This window comes from Erythrobacter donghaensis (assembly GCF_002155425.1).
GTDB lineage: Bacteria > Pseudomonadota > Alphaproteobacteria > Sphingomonadales > Sphingomonadaceae > Erythrobacter > Erythrobacter donghaensis.
Map to the genome: position 1 here is coordinate 13,518 of NZ_MUYG01000004.1, position 15,334 is coordinate 28,851.

Below are 15,334 nucleotides of genomic sequence, written 5' to 3' on the forward strand. Positions count from 1 at the left end.
ATCGGGATACCGTGTGTCGTGCCCGATAGGGCCCGTCGTACGCAGGTTCCCAATCCAACATTTGTCAGTAAGTATCTACAAGAACGGAACAATCATTCCGCGCCCCGCTTGCTTCAACCATGGAACAAGCCCCTGCCCCCCCACAGCGCATTCTGGTTGTCGAGGATCATCTGATCCTTGCGATGCAGACCGCAAGCGTCCTCACCAGCATGGGCTGCCATGTGGTCGGCCCGATCACGTCGCTCAGCGATGCCATCACCGTCGTGGGGCTGCATCCGATCGACGGGGCGGTGCTCGATTTCGATATCGGGGGCGAGCCGGTCAGCCCGCTCGCGCGGCTGCTTGATGAAAACGGAACGCCCTACATCATCTGCACCGGCACGCCCGAACAGGCGCGGGGCGCACTCGGACTGCACCCCGATCGCATCATGGAAAAGCCGGTGTTCCGGCCAAGGCTTGAAGAGCGTCTGCGCAGGCTGCTCGACGCCTAGAGCCCTATTCGAGTGGTCGGCCCGCATCGAGAATATCCGCCTCAGCACCGCCGCCCTGCGCCCGCTCCTCGGCGACCTTGCGGGCGATATGGCTGTCTGCGCTCGTATCGATTTCCTCGCAAGGCGTGCGCGGTTTCGCCTGCGCCTTCGCGCTCTTGGCGGTGGCGTCGCCGCCACCTAGCTGTTGGTTGCCCGAAGCGATCGTGAGCGGTGTCGCACCATCGAAGCGCAGTCGGTAAATCGGTTCCGGCAGGCCAAATCCTTCGGCCTCAAGCACCTGCATCGTCGCCGCGATCGCACTGGTGCGCGCCTTGGGAAAGGCGGTCTGCGTCTGGTCGATCCAGGCGAGGAACCGGATCACGATATTGGAATCGCCGACCTCTTCGATAAAGGCCGTCGCCGCAGGATCGCTTAGCACGAAGGGCAGTTCGTTGAGCCGCGCGAGGCCGGTGGCGATGGCGGCTGCGGGATCATCCTCGGCATCGATCCCGAGCACGAAGGAAAAGCGCCGCTGCGGGTTGGTCGTGTAATTGAGGATTTCCGATTTGAACACGGTCGCATTGGGCACCCGCAGATGGTTGCCATCGAGCGTCATCAGGATCGTGGCGCGTGAGGTGAGACGGATGACGTGCCCTTCGAATTCGCCGATCACGACATGGTCGTTGGCGCGAAAGGGCTGCCGGATCGAAAGCATGATGCTGGAGACGTAGTTGTCGACCGTGTCGCGGATCGCAAAACCGACGGCGAGGCCGATCACCCCGGCACTCCCGAGGATGGCCCCGAGCAAAGCGGTCGCCTCGAGCAGGTCGAGTGCGAGGATCAGCCCGATGATGACGAACACCACGCGCACCCCGGTAGCGACCAGTTCCGCAAGGAAGGCATTGGGTGTGATAGCGCGCCACAAACCTGTAAACCGCGCCAGCAGGCCGCCCAGAATCCAGAACCCGGCCACCAGCGCCAGTGCCAGCCCCAAGAGGGGCAGGCCCGCACTGATGGTGTCCAACCTGTCGGACAGCTGTGTCGTCAGCGGGTCGATCTTGCCCGCGACGGCGAGGTCACGCTCCAACCCGTTCTGAACCGTCACCACCCCGGCCACCCGCGCTGCGATACGTTCTGCACGTTCGATATCGGCGTTGGTCGCCACCGTCCCGCTAAGCGTGACCACGCCCGATTTGACCTCTACCGCGATGCCTGCAAGCGGGTCGATTTCGGCAAAGATGCCATTGAGGCGCTCGGCAATGGCGGCATCGGTGGGTGTGGCGTCGGCAGCCTCGATCACCGGTTTGGGATCGGCGGTGGCTTCGCCGGCTGTGTTCTCCGGAATGAGCTGGGCGCTGGCGGGAGTAGGGGCGAGGCTTGCCGCGATCAGTAGCGCAAGCGCGGCGAGATCGGACAAAGCGCCTGATTGGGGCGCGGCGATCCTGCGGCCACGGCGGGCAGGCAGACAGAACGAGAGCAGTTGCATATTACCAAAGGCCAAGCCCCCGGCGCGATGAATGTTCCGCTTGCGCCGAGCCTTTCGGGAATTGAACTGCCTCAGTCGCCGACGAAATCGCCCGGCGTGCCTTCATGGGGGGCTTCGTAGGTCGCCCAGGTCGCGCCGGTCGGCGGCGCATCGGGCGTGCCGGCGGGGCCGCGCACTTCACCCGGCTCGCCGGTCCGCAAGCGGTGCAGGTGGACCTTGGCGATCATGTTCGCGCTGATCGGCGCGGTGACGAACAGGAACACCGACACGAGGATTTCGTGGGTGGTCCACACGCCCTCGGCCAGCTGGAACCACGCCACTGATGCCACCAGCATCGCGCCCAGCCCCAGCGTGGTCGCCTTGGTCGGCCCGTGCAGCCGTTCCATCAGCGAGGGCAGGCGCACCATCCCCCAGCTGCCGATCAGCGCAAAGCTGGCGCCCAGCACGATCAGCGCGCTCACCAGAAGCTCGACGAGGAAGGGTGCATCGCTCATTCGATGATGTCCCCCCGCAGCAGGAACTTGGCGTAGGACACCGTACCGACAAAGCCCACCATCGCCAGCAGCAGCGCGGCCTCGAAGGCGGTTTCGCTGCCGCGCGCGATCCCGGCGAGCACGATCAGCCCGATGACATTGATCACCATGGTATCGAGCGCGAGGATCCGGTCGGTCACGCCCGGCCCCTTGAACAGGCGCCACAGGTTCAACGCCAGCGCGATGCCGAGGCCTGCGAAGCCGAAGGCGAGCGCACCTGCGATCATGCGTAAATCTCCTTCAGCCGGCGCTCGTAGCGCGCCTTGATCTTGGCGACCTCCGCCGCCGGATCGGTCGCGTGGAGCGCATGGACGAGCAGATATTTCCCGCAGGCCGAGACATCGGCCGACACCGTGCCCGGCGTCAGGCTGATGGTGCCGGCAAACACCGTGATCGCCTCGGGCGTGTCGAGTTCGAGCGGGATCGTCAGCCATGCAGGGCGAAGCTTGCGATTGGGCTTGAACAGGATGATCGCGGCGACCTCGAAATTGGCGACGACGATATCCCACAGCACAAGGCCGCAATAGGCAAGGCCGGGGATGAAGCGCACGTGAGGGCGGCCCGGCCACCAAGGCGCGGTGAAGATCGGCACCACGATCCCGAACACCAGCGCCAGGAACAGCGTGCCGAAGCTGACATCGTTGACCATCACCACCCACATCGCGATCAGCAGGGCGGAGAGGCCGGGGTGGGGGAACAGGCGGCTCATGGCGCGGCCTCCGTCAGCACGGCGGCTGCGCTCTGCGCCGGGTCAAGCACCTGCGCTGCGGCGGCATCGGCATAGGCGGTCGCCCAGCCAGCCCCGGCGGCAAGCGCGGCGAGCAACGCCAGCGCCAGCGCGGGGGCGGCGAGATCGGCACGGCGGGTCACGGGGGCGGCTGGTGTCTCACGATCCTCGCGGACCTTCCAGAACACCGTGCTGCCGACCCGCGCAAAGCCGACCACGCCGAAGAACGTCGTCACCAGAATAACGCTCCACGCCCAGCCCCAGTCGGGCAGGGCCGCGACCGAGCGCAGGATCAAGAGCTTGCCGATAAAGCCCGACAGCGGCGGCAGGCCGCAGGTGGCAATCGCAGCGATCATGAACATCAGGCCCACCGCGCTGCGATCGGCAAAGGCCGGGCCGGGGCTGGCGGTATCGCCATAGGCCCTGCGCCGCCGCGCCGTCACGTCCGCCACCAGAAACAGCGCCGCCGCCGCCAGCGTCGAGTGGGCGAGGTAATAGAGGCCCGCGCCAAGGCTCGCCGCGCTCCAGCTTGCCACCGCGATCAGCAGCGTTCCGGCCGATCCGATCACGCCGTAAGCCGCCTGTTCGGACATTGTCCGGGCGACGAACACTCCGGCAAAGCCCACGCAGGCGCTCAGCAACGCCGCCGGAAGCAGCCATGGCGCGCCCGCCCAGGCTGCGGCCCCGGCGCCTTCGCCAAACACCTGCGGCACCACGCGGATGATCGAATAGACCCCAACCTTGGTCATGATCGCAAACAGCGCCGCCACTGCGGGCGTGGCCACGGCATAGGTGCGCGGCAGCCACAGGTGGAGCGGCACCACCGCGGCCTTGAGCGCGAAGACGCTCACCAGCAGCAGCGCGGCGACGCGCAGCATCCCCTGGTCTTCTGCGGCGACAGCGGCCACGCGCAGGCCCATGTCGGCCATGTTGAGCGTGCCGGTGAGCGCATAGAGCATCCCCAGCGCGATCAGGAACACCGACGATCCAACGAGGTTGACCACCACATATTGCACCCCGGCCTTCAGCCGCGCCGCGCCCTGTCCGTGAAGCATCAGCCCGTAGGACGCGATCAGCAGCACCTCGAAGAACACGAAGAGGTTGAAGAGGTCGCCGGTCAGGAAGGCGCCGTTCAATCCCATCAGCTGGAACTGGAACAGCGGGTGGAAATGCCAGCCCTTGCGGTCCGCGCGGGTGATCACCGCATGGGTCAGCGCGATCAGGCCAAGGCACGACGTGAGCACCAGCATCATCGCGGCCAGCCGGTCTGCCACCAGCACGATGCCGAAAGGCGCGGGCCACGCGCCGACCGCATAGGCGAGTGTCGCCCCGCCCGAGACCTGCGCCATCACCGCCAGCGCGGTGACCAGCAAGGCCAGGCACGAGGCAAAGCCGATTGCGACCCCCAGTGCGCGCCGCCGCCGCATTACCAGCAGCGCGGCGGGCGCGGCCAGCGCCGGGATCGCGACGGGAAGGACAATCAGATGATCGGCGAAGGTCACGGCTGCGCGTCCTCCACATCAGGCGCGACCGTAGCGTTCTTTGCGGCCATCCCGTCCTGCGGATCGCACGGCACCGTGTCGCCATCGACATGATCGCTGCCGCTTTCGAGAAAACCGCGCAGGGCGAGGATCACGACAAAGGCGGTCATGCCGAAGGTGATGACGATCGCGGTCAGAACCAGCGCCTGTGGCAGCGGGTCGGCATAGTTGCTGACGGCCTTGTCCCAGATCGGCGGGCGGCCGATCACCAGACGACCGCTGGCGAACAGGAACAGGTTCACCGCGTAGGAGATCAGCGTCAGCCCCAGCACCACCTGAAAGGTGCGCGCTCGCAAAGCGAGGAACACGCCCGCCGCGACCAGCACGCCGATGGCGCTCGCGACGAGGAATTCGTAGCTCATCATGCGCGGCCCTCACCCGATTGAGCTGCGCGGGCGGCGCGCTGGGAGATGTGGCTTAATTGCGCCAGCGCCAGCATCACCGCGCCCAGAACGGTCAGGAACACGCCGGTGTCGAACAGCATCGCACTCGCCAGCTCGAACTTGCCGATCAGCGGCAGGCTGAAATAGTCGAACCAGCTGGTCAGGAACGGCGATCCCAGCGCCATTGCGCCAAGGCCCGTCGCCATCGCCACCAGCACGCCCCAGCCGATCAGCTGGTGCTCGCCGAAGGGCAGGCGCTCGTCCGACCAGTCGAAGCCGGCGGCGAGATACTGGACAAGGAAGGCCACCGCCACCACCAGCGCCGCGATGAAGCCGCCGCCCGGCTGGTTGTGGCCGCGCAGGAACAGGAAGATCGCCACGGTCAGGGTCAGCGGCAGGATGATCCGGCTCGCCATCACCAGCATCATCGGGTGCCGCTCGGGCGAGAGCGGCATGTCCGCACGCCAGGCCCTCAGCCGCGCGCCCGACGCCCCCGTCGCCGCGCTGTCGAGCAGCGCGAAGATCCCCAGCCCGGCGATCCCCAGCACGATGATCTCGCCCAGCGTGTCGAAGGCGCGGAAATCGACCAGCGTGACGTTGACGACATTGGTGCCCCCGCCGCCCGATTTGGCATTGGCGAGGTGGAAGGCCGAAATGCTCGCCCCCGGATCACGGGTCAGCATCGCCCAGGCCACCCCGCCGATCAACACACCGCACAGCGTCGCCAGCGCGCCGTCGCGCCACTTGCGCGAGGGGGCGGAGAGGTAGGGCGGGTTCTTGGGCAAGAGGTGCAGCGCCAGCAGCAGCAGCAGGATCGTCACCACCTCGACCGAAATCTGCGTCAGCGCCAGATCGGGGGCGGAGAACTGCACAAAAGCGAGGCTGATGACGAGCCCGATCACGCTGATGTAGATCAGTACGCGAAGGCGGTTGCGCGCATCGTTCACCACCGCGGCGGTCGCTGCGATCAGCAGCACCCAGGCGGCGATGGCGGGCGGCGAGGCGGGGATGAGCGTGCGGGTGCCGGTCAGCGCGCCGCCAGCCTGCGCACCGTCCACGATCAGGAAGGCGATCACGCCGAAACTTGCCAGCAGCATCCGTTGCAGCGAGGGCGTGTGTGTGGCGACGATCGCCTTGCGCACCCACGTATCGGCAAAGGCGAAGGTCGCTTTGAACATGCGCTTGGCATCGGGCAGACCGGCGCGCTCCCACAGACCCAGCAGCGCGCGGTGCTGCCAGAACAGCAGCGCCCCGCCGGCGACCGCGATCAGGCTGAGGATCAGTGCCAAGTTCACCCCGTGCCACAGCGCCAGGTCGAATTCGGGTACGCCCGCGCCGGTCACCACCCCCGTCACCGCGCCCACCAGCGGCGCGGCGAGGAGCATCGGGATCAGCCCGAGCAGCACCGCGAGCAGCGTGAGAAAGGCTGGCGCGGCCCACATGCCGATGCCGGGATCATGCGCGCGCGCATGGGGCTCGGCCTCGCGCGGCTGTCCGAAGAACAGGTGCCCGGCCAGCCGCAGCGAATAGCCGACCGAGAAGGTCGCGCCCACGGTAGCAAGCACCGGCAGCAGCCACGGGAGACCGAGCAGTGCGAGCTTGGGGGTCTGGTAGAGCATCAGCTCCTTCGAGATGAATCCGCCCAGCGGCGGCAGGCCGGCCATCGAGGCGGCAGCGAGCGTCGCCACGGCGGCAGTGATCGGCATCGCCTTCGCCAGCCCGCCGAGGCGGCGAATGTCGCGCGTGCCGGTCTCATGTTCGACGATCCCGGCGCTCATGAACAGCGCGGCCTTGAAGGCAGCGTGGTTGAGAATGTGGAGCACCGCCGCCAGCGCCGCCGCTTCGAGGCTGAAGCCCAGCAGCATCACCAGCATCCCCAGCTGCGAGATGGTGGAATAGGCGAGGATGCTCTTCAGATCGTGCCGGAATAGCGCAACCACCGCGCCGAAGATCATCGTGACGAGGCCGACCGTGGTGACGGTGAGGGTATAGGCCTCGGTCCCCGCCAGCACCGGCCACAGGCGCGCGAGCAGGAACACGCCCGCCTTCACCATCGTCGCCGAGTGGAGATAGGCGCTCACCGGGGTCGGCGCGGCCATCGCGTGCGGGAGCCAGAAGTGGAACGGAAACTGCGCCGACTTGGTGAAGCAGCCCAGCAGGATCAGCGTCAGGATCGCAGGGTAGAGCGGCGAGTCCTTCACGATATCGCCCCGAAGCAGGATAGTGGCGAGGTCGAAGCTTCCGGCCGCTATCCCCAGCAATACCATGCCCCCGATCAGCGCGAGCCCGCCGCCGCCGGTCACCGCCAGCGCCATGCGCGCGCCTTGCCGGGCTTCCGCCTTGTGCTGCCAGAAGCCGATCAGGAGGAACGACGCGAGGCTGGTCATCTCCCAGAACACCAGCAGCAGCAGCACATTGCCCGCGATCACGATGCCCAGCATCGCGCCCTGAAACAGCATCAGACTGGCGAAGAACCGCCCCGTCGCCTCACCGGCGTAGAGGTAGAAATGCCCGAAGATCACCACCGCAAGGCCGATGCCCAGGATCAGGCCGGCAAACATCAGCCCCAGCGGATCGACCATCAGCGTGAGATCGAGGCCGAGAGTGGGCACCCATTGCCACGTTGCGGAAGGCACTGCACCGCCGATCACCGGCCCGGCCAGGCTCGCCAGCAGGACGAGCCCTGCGGCACTTGCGCCCGCGGCAATCCCCGAATGGACGGCGCGCGATGCCTGGTGCAGCACCGCAATCGCAAGCGCCGCAGCGAAGGGGAGCGTCACCAGCGTCAAGAGCGTCAAGGCATAAGCCATTGGCGGTTCGGTTGCGTCCTTCGAGGGTGGTTCTAACGGGCGGAAAGGGCGCGCCCGGCACCCGGATGGGGCATAGACGAGCGATTGACATTCTTACAACCCCGACCGCCCTGCCGAGGTTCCCTGAAGGCGAACTCAGCCTTCAGTCGCCCTCGAATTCCATTAGCGCATTGACCGTGATGCCCGCTCCGCGCAGCCGTTCCGCTCCGCCCAGATCGGGCAGATCGATCACGAACAGCGCATCGCTGACCACCGCCCCGGCCTTGCGCAGCAGAGCGGCCGAGGCGAGCGCCGTGCCGCCGGTGGCGATCAGATCGTCGACCATCACCACTGTCTGCCCCGGCAGAACCGCGCCCGGGTCCATCTCCAGCCGATCGGTGCCGTATTCGAGCGCATAGTCGATGCCGATGGTGTCGATCGGCAGCTTGCCGGGCTTACGCACGGGCACGAAGCCAATGCCGAGTTGCACTGCCACCGCCGCGCCGAAGATAAACCCGCGTGCCTCCATCCCCGCGATCTTCTGCGCCCCGGCGGCATCGGCCAGCGCGGCGAGGTGATGCACGCTCGCGGCCATGCCCTGATGGTGGCCGATCAGCGTCGTGATGTCGCGGAACTGGATCCCCGGCTGCGGGAAATCCGGCACGGTGCGCACCAGCGCCTTCAGCTCTTCGGGAGAAAGATGTGGCGATGTCATGTTGGCGAGCCCCTTTCCTTGCCCTCAAAGCAGAGCGCCCCGCCATCCGCAAGGGATGACGGGGCGCCGCTGTGCCTCGATGAAGGCGGGCCTCAGCCCTTCTTCGGTTTGATCCCGGCCCAGATCTGCTTGTAGCTCAGGAAGGCCAGCACCGTGGCGAAGAGCAGGAAGCCGATCACGAACCAGCCAGTCTGCTTGCGCTGGATCAGCGAAGGCTCGGCGGTCCAGGTCAGGAACGCGGCCACATCGGTCGCCATCTGCGGAATGGTGGCATTGGTTCCGTCCGCGTAGGTAACCTGACCGTCCACCGCGAGCGGCGGCGCCATGGCAATGTTCACGTTAGGGAAGTGCTTGTTGAAATAGAGGCCCGGAGGGGTTTCGAACCCGACCTTCGCCGCCTTTTCCGGATCGGGCTCGCCATAACCGGTCAGCAGCGAATAGACGTAGTTCGAACCGTCATGCCGCGCCTTGGTCATCAGCGAAAGATCGGGCGGAATGGCGTTGTTGTTGGCCGCAGCCGCCGCAATGCTGTTCGGGAACGGCATCGGGAAGTAGTCGGTCGGCTCGCCCGGACGGGTTGTGGTCTCACCGGTCGCCGGATCGATGCCCGGAACAGTCCAGCTGGCGGCCTCGGCGTCAACCTCGGCTTCGGTGTAGCCGAGTTCCTGCAAGTTGCGGAAGGCGACGAACTTCAGGCTGTGGCAGGCCGAGCAGACCTCCTTGTAGACCTGATAGCCGCGCTGCAGCTGGGCATAGTCCCACTTGCCGAACGCGCCGTCGAACGAGAACCCAGCCTCGGGGCCTTCGCCATGCTCGTAGAACGCGTAGGAGGGCTGCTTTTCCGGCGCCGGGCCGAATGCGTAGTTGTAGGCACCGGGCAGGAGCGACCACAGCACCAGCACCGCAGTGATGGCGAGGCCGAAAAGGATGCCTCCGAGACGAATAGACATGTCCGAACTCTTTCTCGTTATCGGTTCAGATTGCGTGAGACTGCGGGCCGCCGATCACTCGGCGGGCTGCAGCGACCCATCGGTGGCGGTACCGGGAAGACCCTCGACCACGCTTCCGGCATCGATCGCACCGCCGCCCGAAGTGCCGCCGGGCTTGTCCTTGCCGACCACCGCTTCGGTGATCGAGAAGGGCAGGGGCTTGGGCACTTCGACCTGGCTGACGATCGGCAGGATCACCAGGAAGTGGAGGAAGTAATAGGCCGTCGCGATCTGGCTGATCACCACGTAGGGCTCTTCCGCCGGCGCACCGCCGCAGATGAACAGCGCGATCATGGTCGGGATCAGGCCGAACCAGAAGAACTTGCGGAACATCGGGCGGTAGTGGCCCGAACGCACCGGGCTCTTGTCCAGCCAGGGCAGGAAGAACCACAGCAGGATCGAGCCGAACATCGCGATCACGCCCAGCAGCTTGGCGGGGATCAGCACGATGCCGGTGAAGGGGATGCTGAGGTCACCGGTGAAGGCGCGCAGGATCGCGTAAAACGGCCAGAAGTACCATTCGGGCACGATGTGCGCCGGGGTCGAGAGCGGGTTCGCCTCGATGTAGTTGTCCGGGTGGCCGAGGTAGTTGGGCAGGAAGAACACCATCGTGGTGAACAGGATCAGGAACACGCCGAGACCGAAGCCGTCCTTGGCGGTGTAGTAGGGGTGGAACGGAACGGTGTCCGATTCCTGCTTCACTTCCACGCCGGTCGGGTTCGACGAGCCGGGAATGTGCAGCGCCCAGATGTGGAGGATCACCACGCCCGCAATCACGAAAGGCATCAGGAAGTGCAGCGAGAAGAAGCGGTTCAGCGCGGCGTTATCCGGCGCGAAGCCGCCCAGCAGCCACACCTGCAGCGGCTCACCCACCAGCGGGATCGCGCTGAACAGACCGGTGATGACCTGCGCACCCCAGAAGCTCATCTGGCCCCAAGGCAGCACGTAGCCCATGAAGGCGGTCGCCATCATGAGCAGGAAGATCACCACGCCCAGCAGCCAGATCATCTCGCGCGGGGCCTTGTACGACGAATAGAACAGGCCGCGGAAGATGTGCATGTAGATGACGATGAAGAAGAAGCTCGCCCCGTTGGCGTGGGCGTAGCGCAGCATCCAGCCGTAGTTGACGTTACGCATGATGTGCTCGACCGTACCGAACGCGACCTGCGCGTTGGCGGCATAGTGCATCGCAAGCACGACGCCGGTGACGATCTGGATCATCAGGCAGAAACCGGCCAACACGCCGAAGTTCCACATGTAGTTGAGGTTGCGCGGAACCGGATAACCGGCCCCCACCGCGTTGTAGACGAGCCGCGGGAACGGCAGTTTCTCGTCCAGCCACTTGGTGAAAGCGGTCTGCGGTTCGTATTGCTTGGCCCAGGCGAAACTCATGGCGTTCTCTCGGCTTGATCGTTGATGAAGATCGGGACGATTATCGTTGTGATATCAGATACGCAGGATCAGCCCACGCGGATGACGGCGTCGGACTTGAAGCTGTATTCCGGCACCTTGAGGTTGAGCGGCGCGGGGCCCTTGCGGATGCGGCCGGCGACATCGTAGTGCGAGCCGTGGCAGGGGCAGAAATAGCCGCCGAACTCGCCCTTGTTCTCGCCTTCGGCCGCGCCTAGCGGCACGCAGCCGAGGTGGGTGCAGACGCCCATTGTCACGAGGATGTCCTCGTGCCCTGCCTTGGTGCGATCGGCCAGCGTGGCGGGATCGCGCATGTTGGCGCCATCATCGGCCTTGGCCCGGGCGATTTCCTCGGGCGAAAGACGCTTCACGAACAGCGGCTGCTTGCGGAAGGTGGTCTTGATGCTCTGACCCGGCTGGATCGCGCTGACATCGACTTCGGTTGAGCTGGCGGCGAGCACGTCCCGCGACGGAGCCATCTGGCTCACCAGCGGGAACAGCACTGAAGCCCCGCCGACTCCCGCCGTGCCGAGCGCGGCAATGTGGATCCAGTCGCGGCGACGCACGCCGTCTTCGGTGCTGAGTTCGCTTGCGGCGGCCGTGTCAGAAGCCATGTCGTCTTACCCTGCTCGTTTTGCCGCGGCGGAAAGAGTGCCCGCGCGGCGTGATGTTTCAGTGGCGGGGCACGCGCCCCGGTTCCGATCCGTCGATTGGTCCCTGCTTCAGGCCCCGGATACGCCGTATGCGCACCTTGGCTGGAGCTTGGGCGGGGCAATTAACGGCAATCTATCCAGAATCCAACCGTGTTTTAAACAAGCCACGTTCGCCGCCGTGCAAGACAAACTCAGGGCAGCGCGATCATGCTGATCTGCCGACCATAATTGGCCTCACCCGCCTGACTGGCGCGTCTGTGAGAATGGTAACGCGCGACATGTGAGAATGTATCCCGGCCGATATCAGCAATTTTGCTAAGGCCTGCTGCGGCCAGCCGATCCATGATGAAGCCGGGCAGGTCGAACTGCCAGCGCGCCAGCCCGTCGCGATCCGGCGCGGGGGCGAAGAAGCGCTCGGCAGTGGCGGGGAAGCGCGCGCGGAAGGGGGCGTCGACCTCGTAACTCGCCTGCGCGATGGTCGGCCCGAGCACCGCGATGGTATCGCCGCGCCGTGCGCCGAGCGCTTCCATCGCGGCGAGGGTGTTCTCCAGCACCCCGTCCACCGCTCCGCGCCACCCGGCATGGGCCGCGCCGATCACGCCCGCAGCCTCGTCGGCGAAGAGGATCGGGCCGCAATCGGCGGTGACGATCCCGAGCACCACGCCCGGCGTCGCCGTGACCACCGCATCGGCTACCGGGCGGCCTTCGGCGGCATCGTCCCAGACCGCGCTGACGGTGACGACGTCGGGCGAATGCACCTGATGCGGCGCGGCGAGTCGGCCTCCCGGCAGGATCGCCGCTGCGGCCGCTGCGCGCAAGGACCGCACCTCGGCCCCGTCGCCCGGCCCGCCGAAGCCGAACTGGTGCGTGCCCCCCGCGCTGCCGAAAAAGCCGTGCGGCACGCTGCCGAGCAGCGGGTGAGTCTCGATCTGGAAACCCGTCACCTCAGCCGTCCAGCGAGCGGCTGACCTGCTCGAAGGTATCGCGCGACAGGTTCCCGGCGGCGAGGATGCGCTCCAGCTCGCCCTTCATCAGCGCCGCCCGGCCCGGCTCGATCCGCCGCCAGCGGCCGAGCGAAGGCACGAAGCGCGCGGCGGTCTGCGGATTCATCGGGTCGAGCGCGAGGATCACGTCGGCGACCATGCGGTAACCCTCGCCGTCTGCCTCGTGGAAGCCCTTGGGATTGCCCGCGAAAGCCATGTGGAGCGAGCGCACACGGTTGGGGTTTTTCATGGTGAAGTCGGGATGCTCGGCGAGCGCGCGGACGTGCTGGATCACATCGGGGTGGAGCGACAGCGCCTGCAGCGTGAACCACTTGTCCACCACCAGCGCATTGTCCTTATAGCGCTCGTAGAACGCCGCGAGCTTCTCCGCGCGGGCCGGGTGATCGAGGCCGCACAGCACCATCAGCGCGCCCTGCCGGTCGGTCATGTTGTCCGCCGCGTCATACTGCGCCGCGGCCAGATCGGCGGCCTTGGCCGGATCGGCGGCGGCTATCAGCGCCAGCGCAATCGTCTTGACCTTCCGCGCGCCGCGCCCTGCCGGATCCTCGGTGGCGACCGCCGATGCGCGGGCGTGGAGTGCGCCCAGATCGTCCGCCAGCGCGGTGCCGATCGCGGCCTTCAGCCCCTCGCGCGCGGCATGGATCGCGCCGGGATCGGCCTTTCGTGTCCCGCTGGCCATGACTTCGAATAGGTAGGTTTCGGAGGGCAGCACCAGCAATTCGCCCCGCATCGCATCGTCGAGCGCATTGTCGGCGAGGCTCGAACGGAATGCGCCGATGATCGCCGCCTCGCCTGCCGCCTGCTCGTGGGCGGAAAGCGAGCCGCTCGCTGTGCCCACGAGGTGCCCCACGCCAAGTTCCTGCAAGGCTTCCGAGCGCGCGAAGGGGTCATTGTCATGCGCGGCGAGGAACACCAGATCATCGCGCGCCAGATCGCGCTCGATCACCACCGGGGCGGTGAAGCCGCGGTTGATCGAGAGCACCGGATCGGCCCCGGCGAGGGGCAGGGTAAAGGTCTGCTCGGCCTCGGTCAGCACGACCAGCTGCTCGGCCCCGAGCGCGCCGCCACGGGCATGGACCGCCAGCTTGAGCGGGATCGGCATCGGCGCCTTGTCGGGCTGACCGGGCGTGGCCGGGACGGTCTGCTTGAGGGTGAGTTTCAGGCTGTCACCTTCGACTGCATGGCTCACGCTGACGCGCGGCGTGCCGGCTTGCGAATACCACAGCCGGAACTGCTTGAGGTCGACCTCGGCCCCGTCCTCGATCGCCTTGACGAAATCCTCGCAAGTCGCGGCCTCGCCGTCGTGGCGGTCGAAATAGAGGTCGGTGCCCGCCCGGAAGCGCGCCTCGCCCACCATCGAGCGCATCATGCGGATCACCTCCGCGCCCTTGTTGTAGACGGTCGCGGTGTAGAAGTTGCTGATCTCACGGTAGGAATCGGGCCGGATCGGGTGGGCGAGCGGGCCCGAATCCTCGGGGAACTGCGCCGCGCGCAGGATGCGCACATCCTCGATCCGCTTGACCGCCTCGCCCCGCATGTCCTGCGAGAAAAGCTGGTCGCGCAGCACGGTGAAACCTTCCTTCAAGGACAGCTGAAACCAGTCGCGGCAGGTGATGCGGTTGCCCGACCAGTTGTGGAAATATTCGTGCGCGATCACGCCCTCGACCGCGTCGAAATCGGCGTCGGTCGCGGTGTCGGGGTCGGCCAGCACGTACTTCGTGTTGAAGACGTTGAGCCCCTTGTTCTCCATCGCCCCCATGTTGAAATCGCTGACCGCGACGATGTTGTAGAGATCGAGGTCGTATTCGCGGCCGAACACATCCTCGTCCCACTTCATCGAGCGGTGCAGACTTTCGAGCGCGTGATCGGTGCGCGCGAGGTCTTCCTTGCGCACCCAGACATTGCACTCGACCTCGCGGCCTGAGCGGGTGGTGAAGGGTTTGGAATTGGCGACCAGATCGCCTGCGACCAGCGCGAAGAGGTAGGACGGCTTGGGCCAGGGATCGTGCCACTCGGCCCAATGGGTGCCATCCGGGTTCTCGCCCTCGGCGACGCGGTTGCCGTTGCACAGCAGGATCGGGAAAGCGGCCTTGTCGCCCTCCATCCGCACGGCATAGGTCGAAAGCACGTCGGGCCGGTCGGGGAAGAAGGTGATGCGCCGAAAGCCCTCCGATTCGCACTGGGTGCAGAGCATCCCGTTCGAAGCGTAGAGGCCCATCAGCTGGGTGTTGGCGCTAGGGTCGATGGTGGTGACGACCTCCACTGTGTGCTTGGCGCCGGGCAGGGTGACGATCAGGTCCGGCCCGTCCATCCGCCACTCGGCCGCTGCGCCGTCGACCGTCACGCTTGTCGCCGTGAGGCCATCGCCGTTGAGGCGCAGCTCGGGCGAGGCGTCGGCGGCGGGGTTGCGTTCGACCGTCAGCGTCGCGGTGACGCGGGTCGCGCTCAGCCCCAGCCGGAAATCGAGCTGCGTCGTCGGCACTGCCCACGGGAGCGGCTTGTAATCCTCGCGCCGGATCACCGGCGGCTCGTGCGGGGTGGGGGCGGCATCCGCGAGTTCGGGGTTGCCTTCGGGGTTCTGGGGGGTGGTTGCGATATCCATGCAGGCCGATTTAGGTTGATTCGGCCCCGCGT

At 66.4% G+C, this 15,334-nt stretch carries 14 protein-coding genes; 1 reads left to right on the forward strand and 13 read right to left on the reverse strand.

The window, feature by feature from the left end; genetic code table 11:
- Window positions 1–119: 119 nt before the first annotated feature.
- Entirely contained in the window at window positions 120–491 is a 372-nt protein-coding gene (locus tag BZF59_RS00205; RefSeq protein ID WP_086606238.1) for a response regulator, read from the forward strand.
- Between the two features lie 4 nt (window positions 492–495).
- Here BZF59_RS00205 and BZF59_RS00210 read toward each other — a convergent pair whose 3' ends face one another.
- From BZF59_RS00210 to pepN, 13 genes are all read right to left on the reverse strand, one after another.
- Entirely contained in the window at window positions 496–1,887 is a 1,392-nt protein-coding gene (locus tag BZF59_RS00210; RefSeq protein ID WP_245805948.1) for a mechanosensitive ion channel domain-containing protein, read from the reverse strand.
- Window positions 1,888–2,027: 140 nt separating this feature from the next.
- Window positions 2,028–2,450 carry a Na+/H+ antiporter subunit G gene (locus tag BZF59_RS00215; RefSeq protein WP_086606240.1) on the reverse strand — a complete coding sequence of 141 codons (423 nt, stop codon included), beginning with the start codon at window positions 2,448–2,450 and terminating at the stop codon, window positions 2,028–2,030.
- Window positions 2,447–2,716: a K+/H+ antiporter subunit F gene (locus BZF59_RS00220; RefSeq protein WP_086606241.1), complete on the reverse strand. Its 270-nt coding sequence runs from the start codon at window positions 2,714–2,716 to the stop codon at window positions 2,447–2,449. The genes BZF59_RS00215 and BZF59_RS00220 overlap by 4 nt, the downstream gene beginning before the upstream one ends.
- Window positions 2,713–3,198, reverse strand: a complete 486-nt coding sequence (locus BZF59_RS00225; RefSeq protein ID WP_086606242.1) for a Na+/H+ antiporter subunit E — start codon at window positions 3,196–3,198, stop codon at window positions 2,713–2,715. Before BZF59_RS00225 ends, BZF59_RS00220 begins: the two co-directional genes overlap by 4 nt.
- Window positions 3,195–4,718, reverse strand: coding sequence for a monovalent cation/H+ antiporter subunit D (locus tag BZF59_RS00230; protein ID WP_086606243.1), 1,524 nt, complete (start codon window positions 4,716–4,718; stop codon window positions 3,195–3,197). Before BZF59_RS00230 ends, BZF59_RS00225 begins: the two co-directional genes overlap by 4 nt.
- Window positions 4,715–5,119: a Na+/H+ antiporter subunit C gene (locus BZF59_RS00235; RefSeq protein WP_086606244.1), complete on the reverse strand. Its 405-nt coding sequence runs from the start codon at window positions 5,117–5,119 to the stop codon at window positions 4,715–4,717. Before BZF59_RS00235 ends, BZF59_RS00230 begins: the two co-directional genes overlap by 4 nt.
- Window positions 5,119–7,950, reverse strand: coding sequence for a monovalent cation/H+ antiporter subunit A (locus BZF59_RS00240; protein ID WP_086606245.1), 2,832 nt, complete (start codon window positions 7,948–7,950; stop codon window positions 5,119–5,121). The genes BZF59_RS00235 and BZF59_RS00240 overlap by 1 nt, the downstream gene beginning before the upstream one ends.
- Before the next feature lie 142 nt (window positions 7,951–8,092).
- On the reverse strand, window positions 8,093–8,644 hold the full coding sequence (locus BZF59_RS00245) for an adenine phosphoribosyltransferase (RefSeq protein ID WP_086606246.1): 552 nt from the start codon (window positions 8,642–8,644) through the stop codon (window positions 8,093–8,095).
- Window positions 8,645–8,736: 92 nt separating this feature from the next.
- The gene (locus BZF59_RS00250; RefSeq protein WP_086606247.1) at window positions 8,737–9,594 is read right to left on the reverse strand and encodes a cytochrome c1; all 858 of its coding nucleotides are present in this window, start codon (window positions 9,592–9,594) and stop codon (window positions 8,737–8,739) included.
- A 54-nt stretch (window positions 9,595–9,648) separates the two neighbouring features.
- Complete coding sequence (locus tag BZF59_RS00255) at window positions 9,649–11,025, reverse strand: cytochrome b (RefSeq protein WP_086606248.1); 1,377 nt, start codon at window positions 11,023–11,025, stop codon at window positions 9,649–9,651.
- 68 nt (window positions 11,026–11,093) lie between these two features.
- Window positions 11,094–11,657 carry a ubiquinol-cytochrome c reductase iron-sulfur subunit gene (gene petA, locus BZF59_RS00260; protein WP_086606249.1) on the reverse strand — a complete coding sequence of 188 codons (564 nt, stop codon included), beginning with the start codon at window positions 11,655–11,657 and terminating at the stop codon, window positions 11,094–11,096.
- 230 nt (window positions 11,658–11,887) lie between these two features.
- Window positions 11,888–12,640, reverse strand: coding sequence for a peptidoglycan editing factor PgeF (gene pgeF / locus BZF59_RS00265; protein WP_245805949.1), 753 nt, complete (start codon window positions 12,638–12,640; stop codon window positions 11,888–11,890).
- Between the two features lies 1 nt (window position 12,641).
- Window positions 12,642–15,302 carry an aminopeptidase N gene (gene pepN / locus BZF59_RS00270; protein WP_086606250.1) on the reverse strand — a complete coding sequence of 887 codons (2,661 nt, stop codon included), beginning with the start codon at window positions 15,300–15,302 and terminating at the stop codon, window positions 12,642–12,644.
- Between the last annotated feature and the right edge of the window lie 32 nt (window positions 15,303–15,334).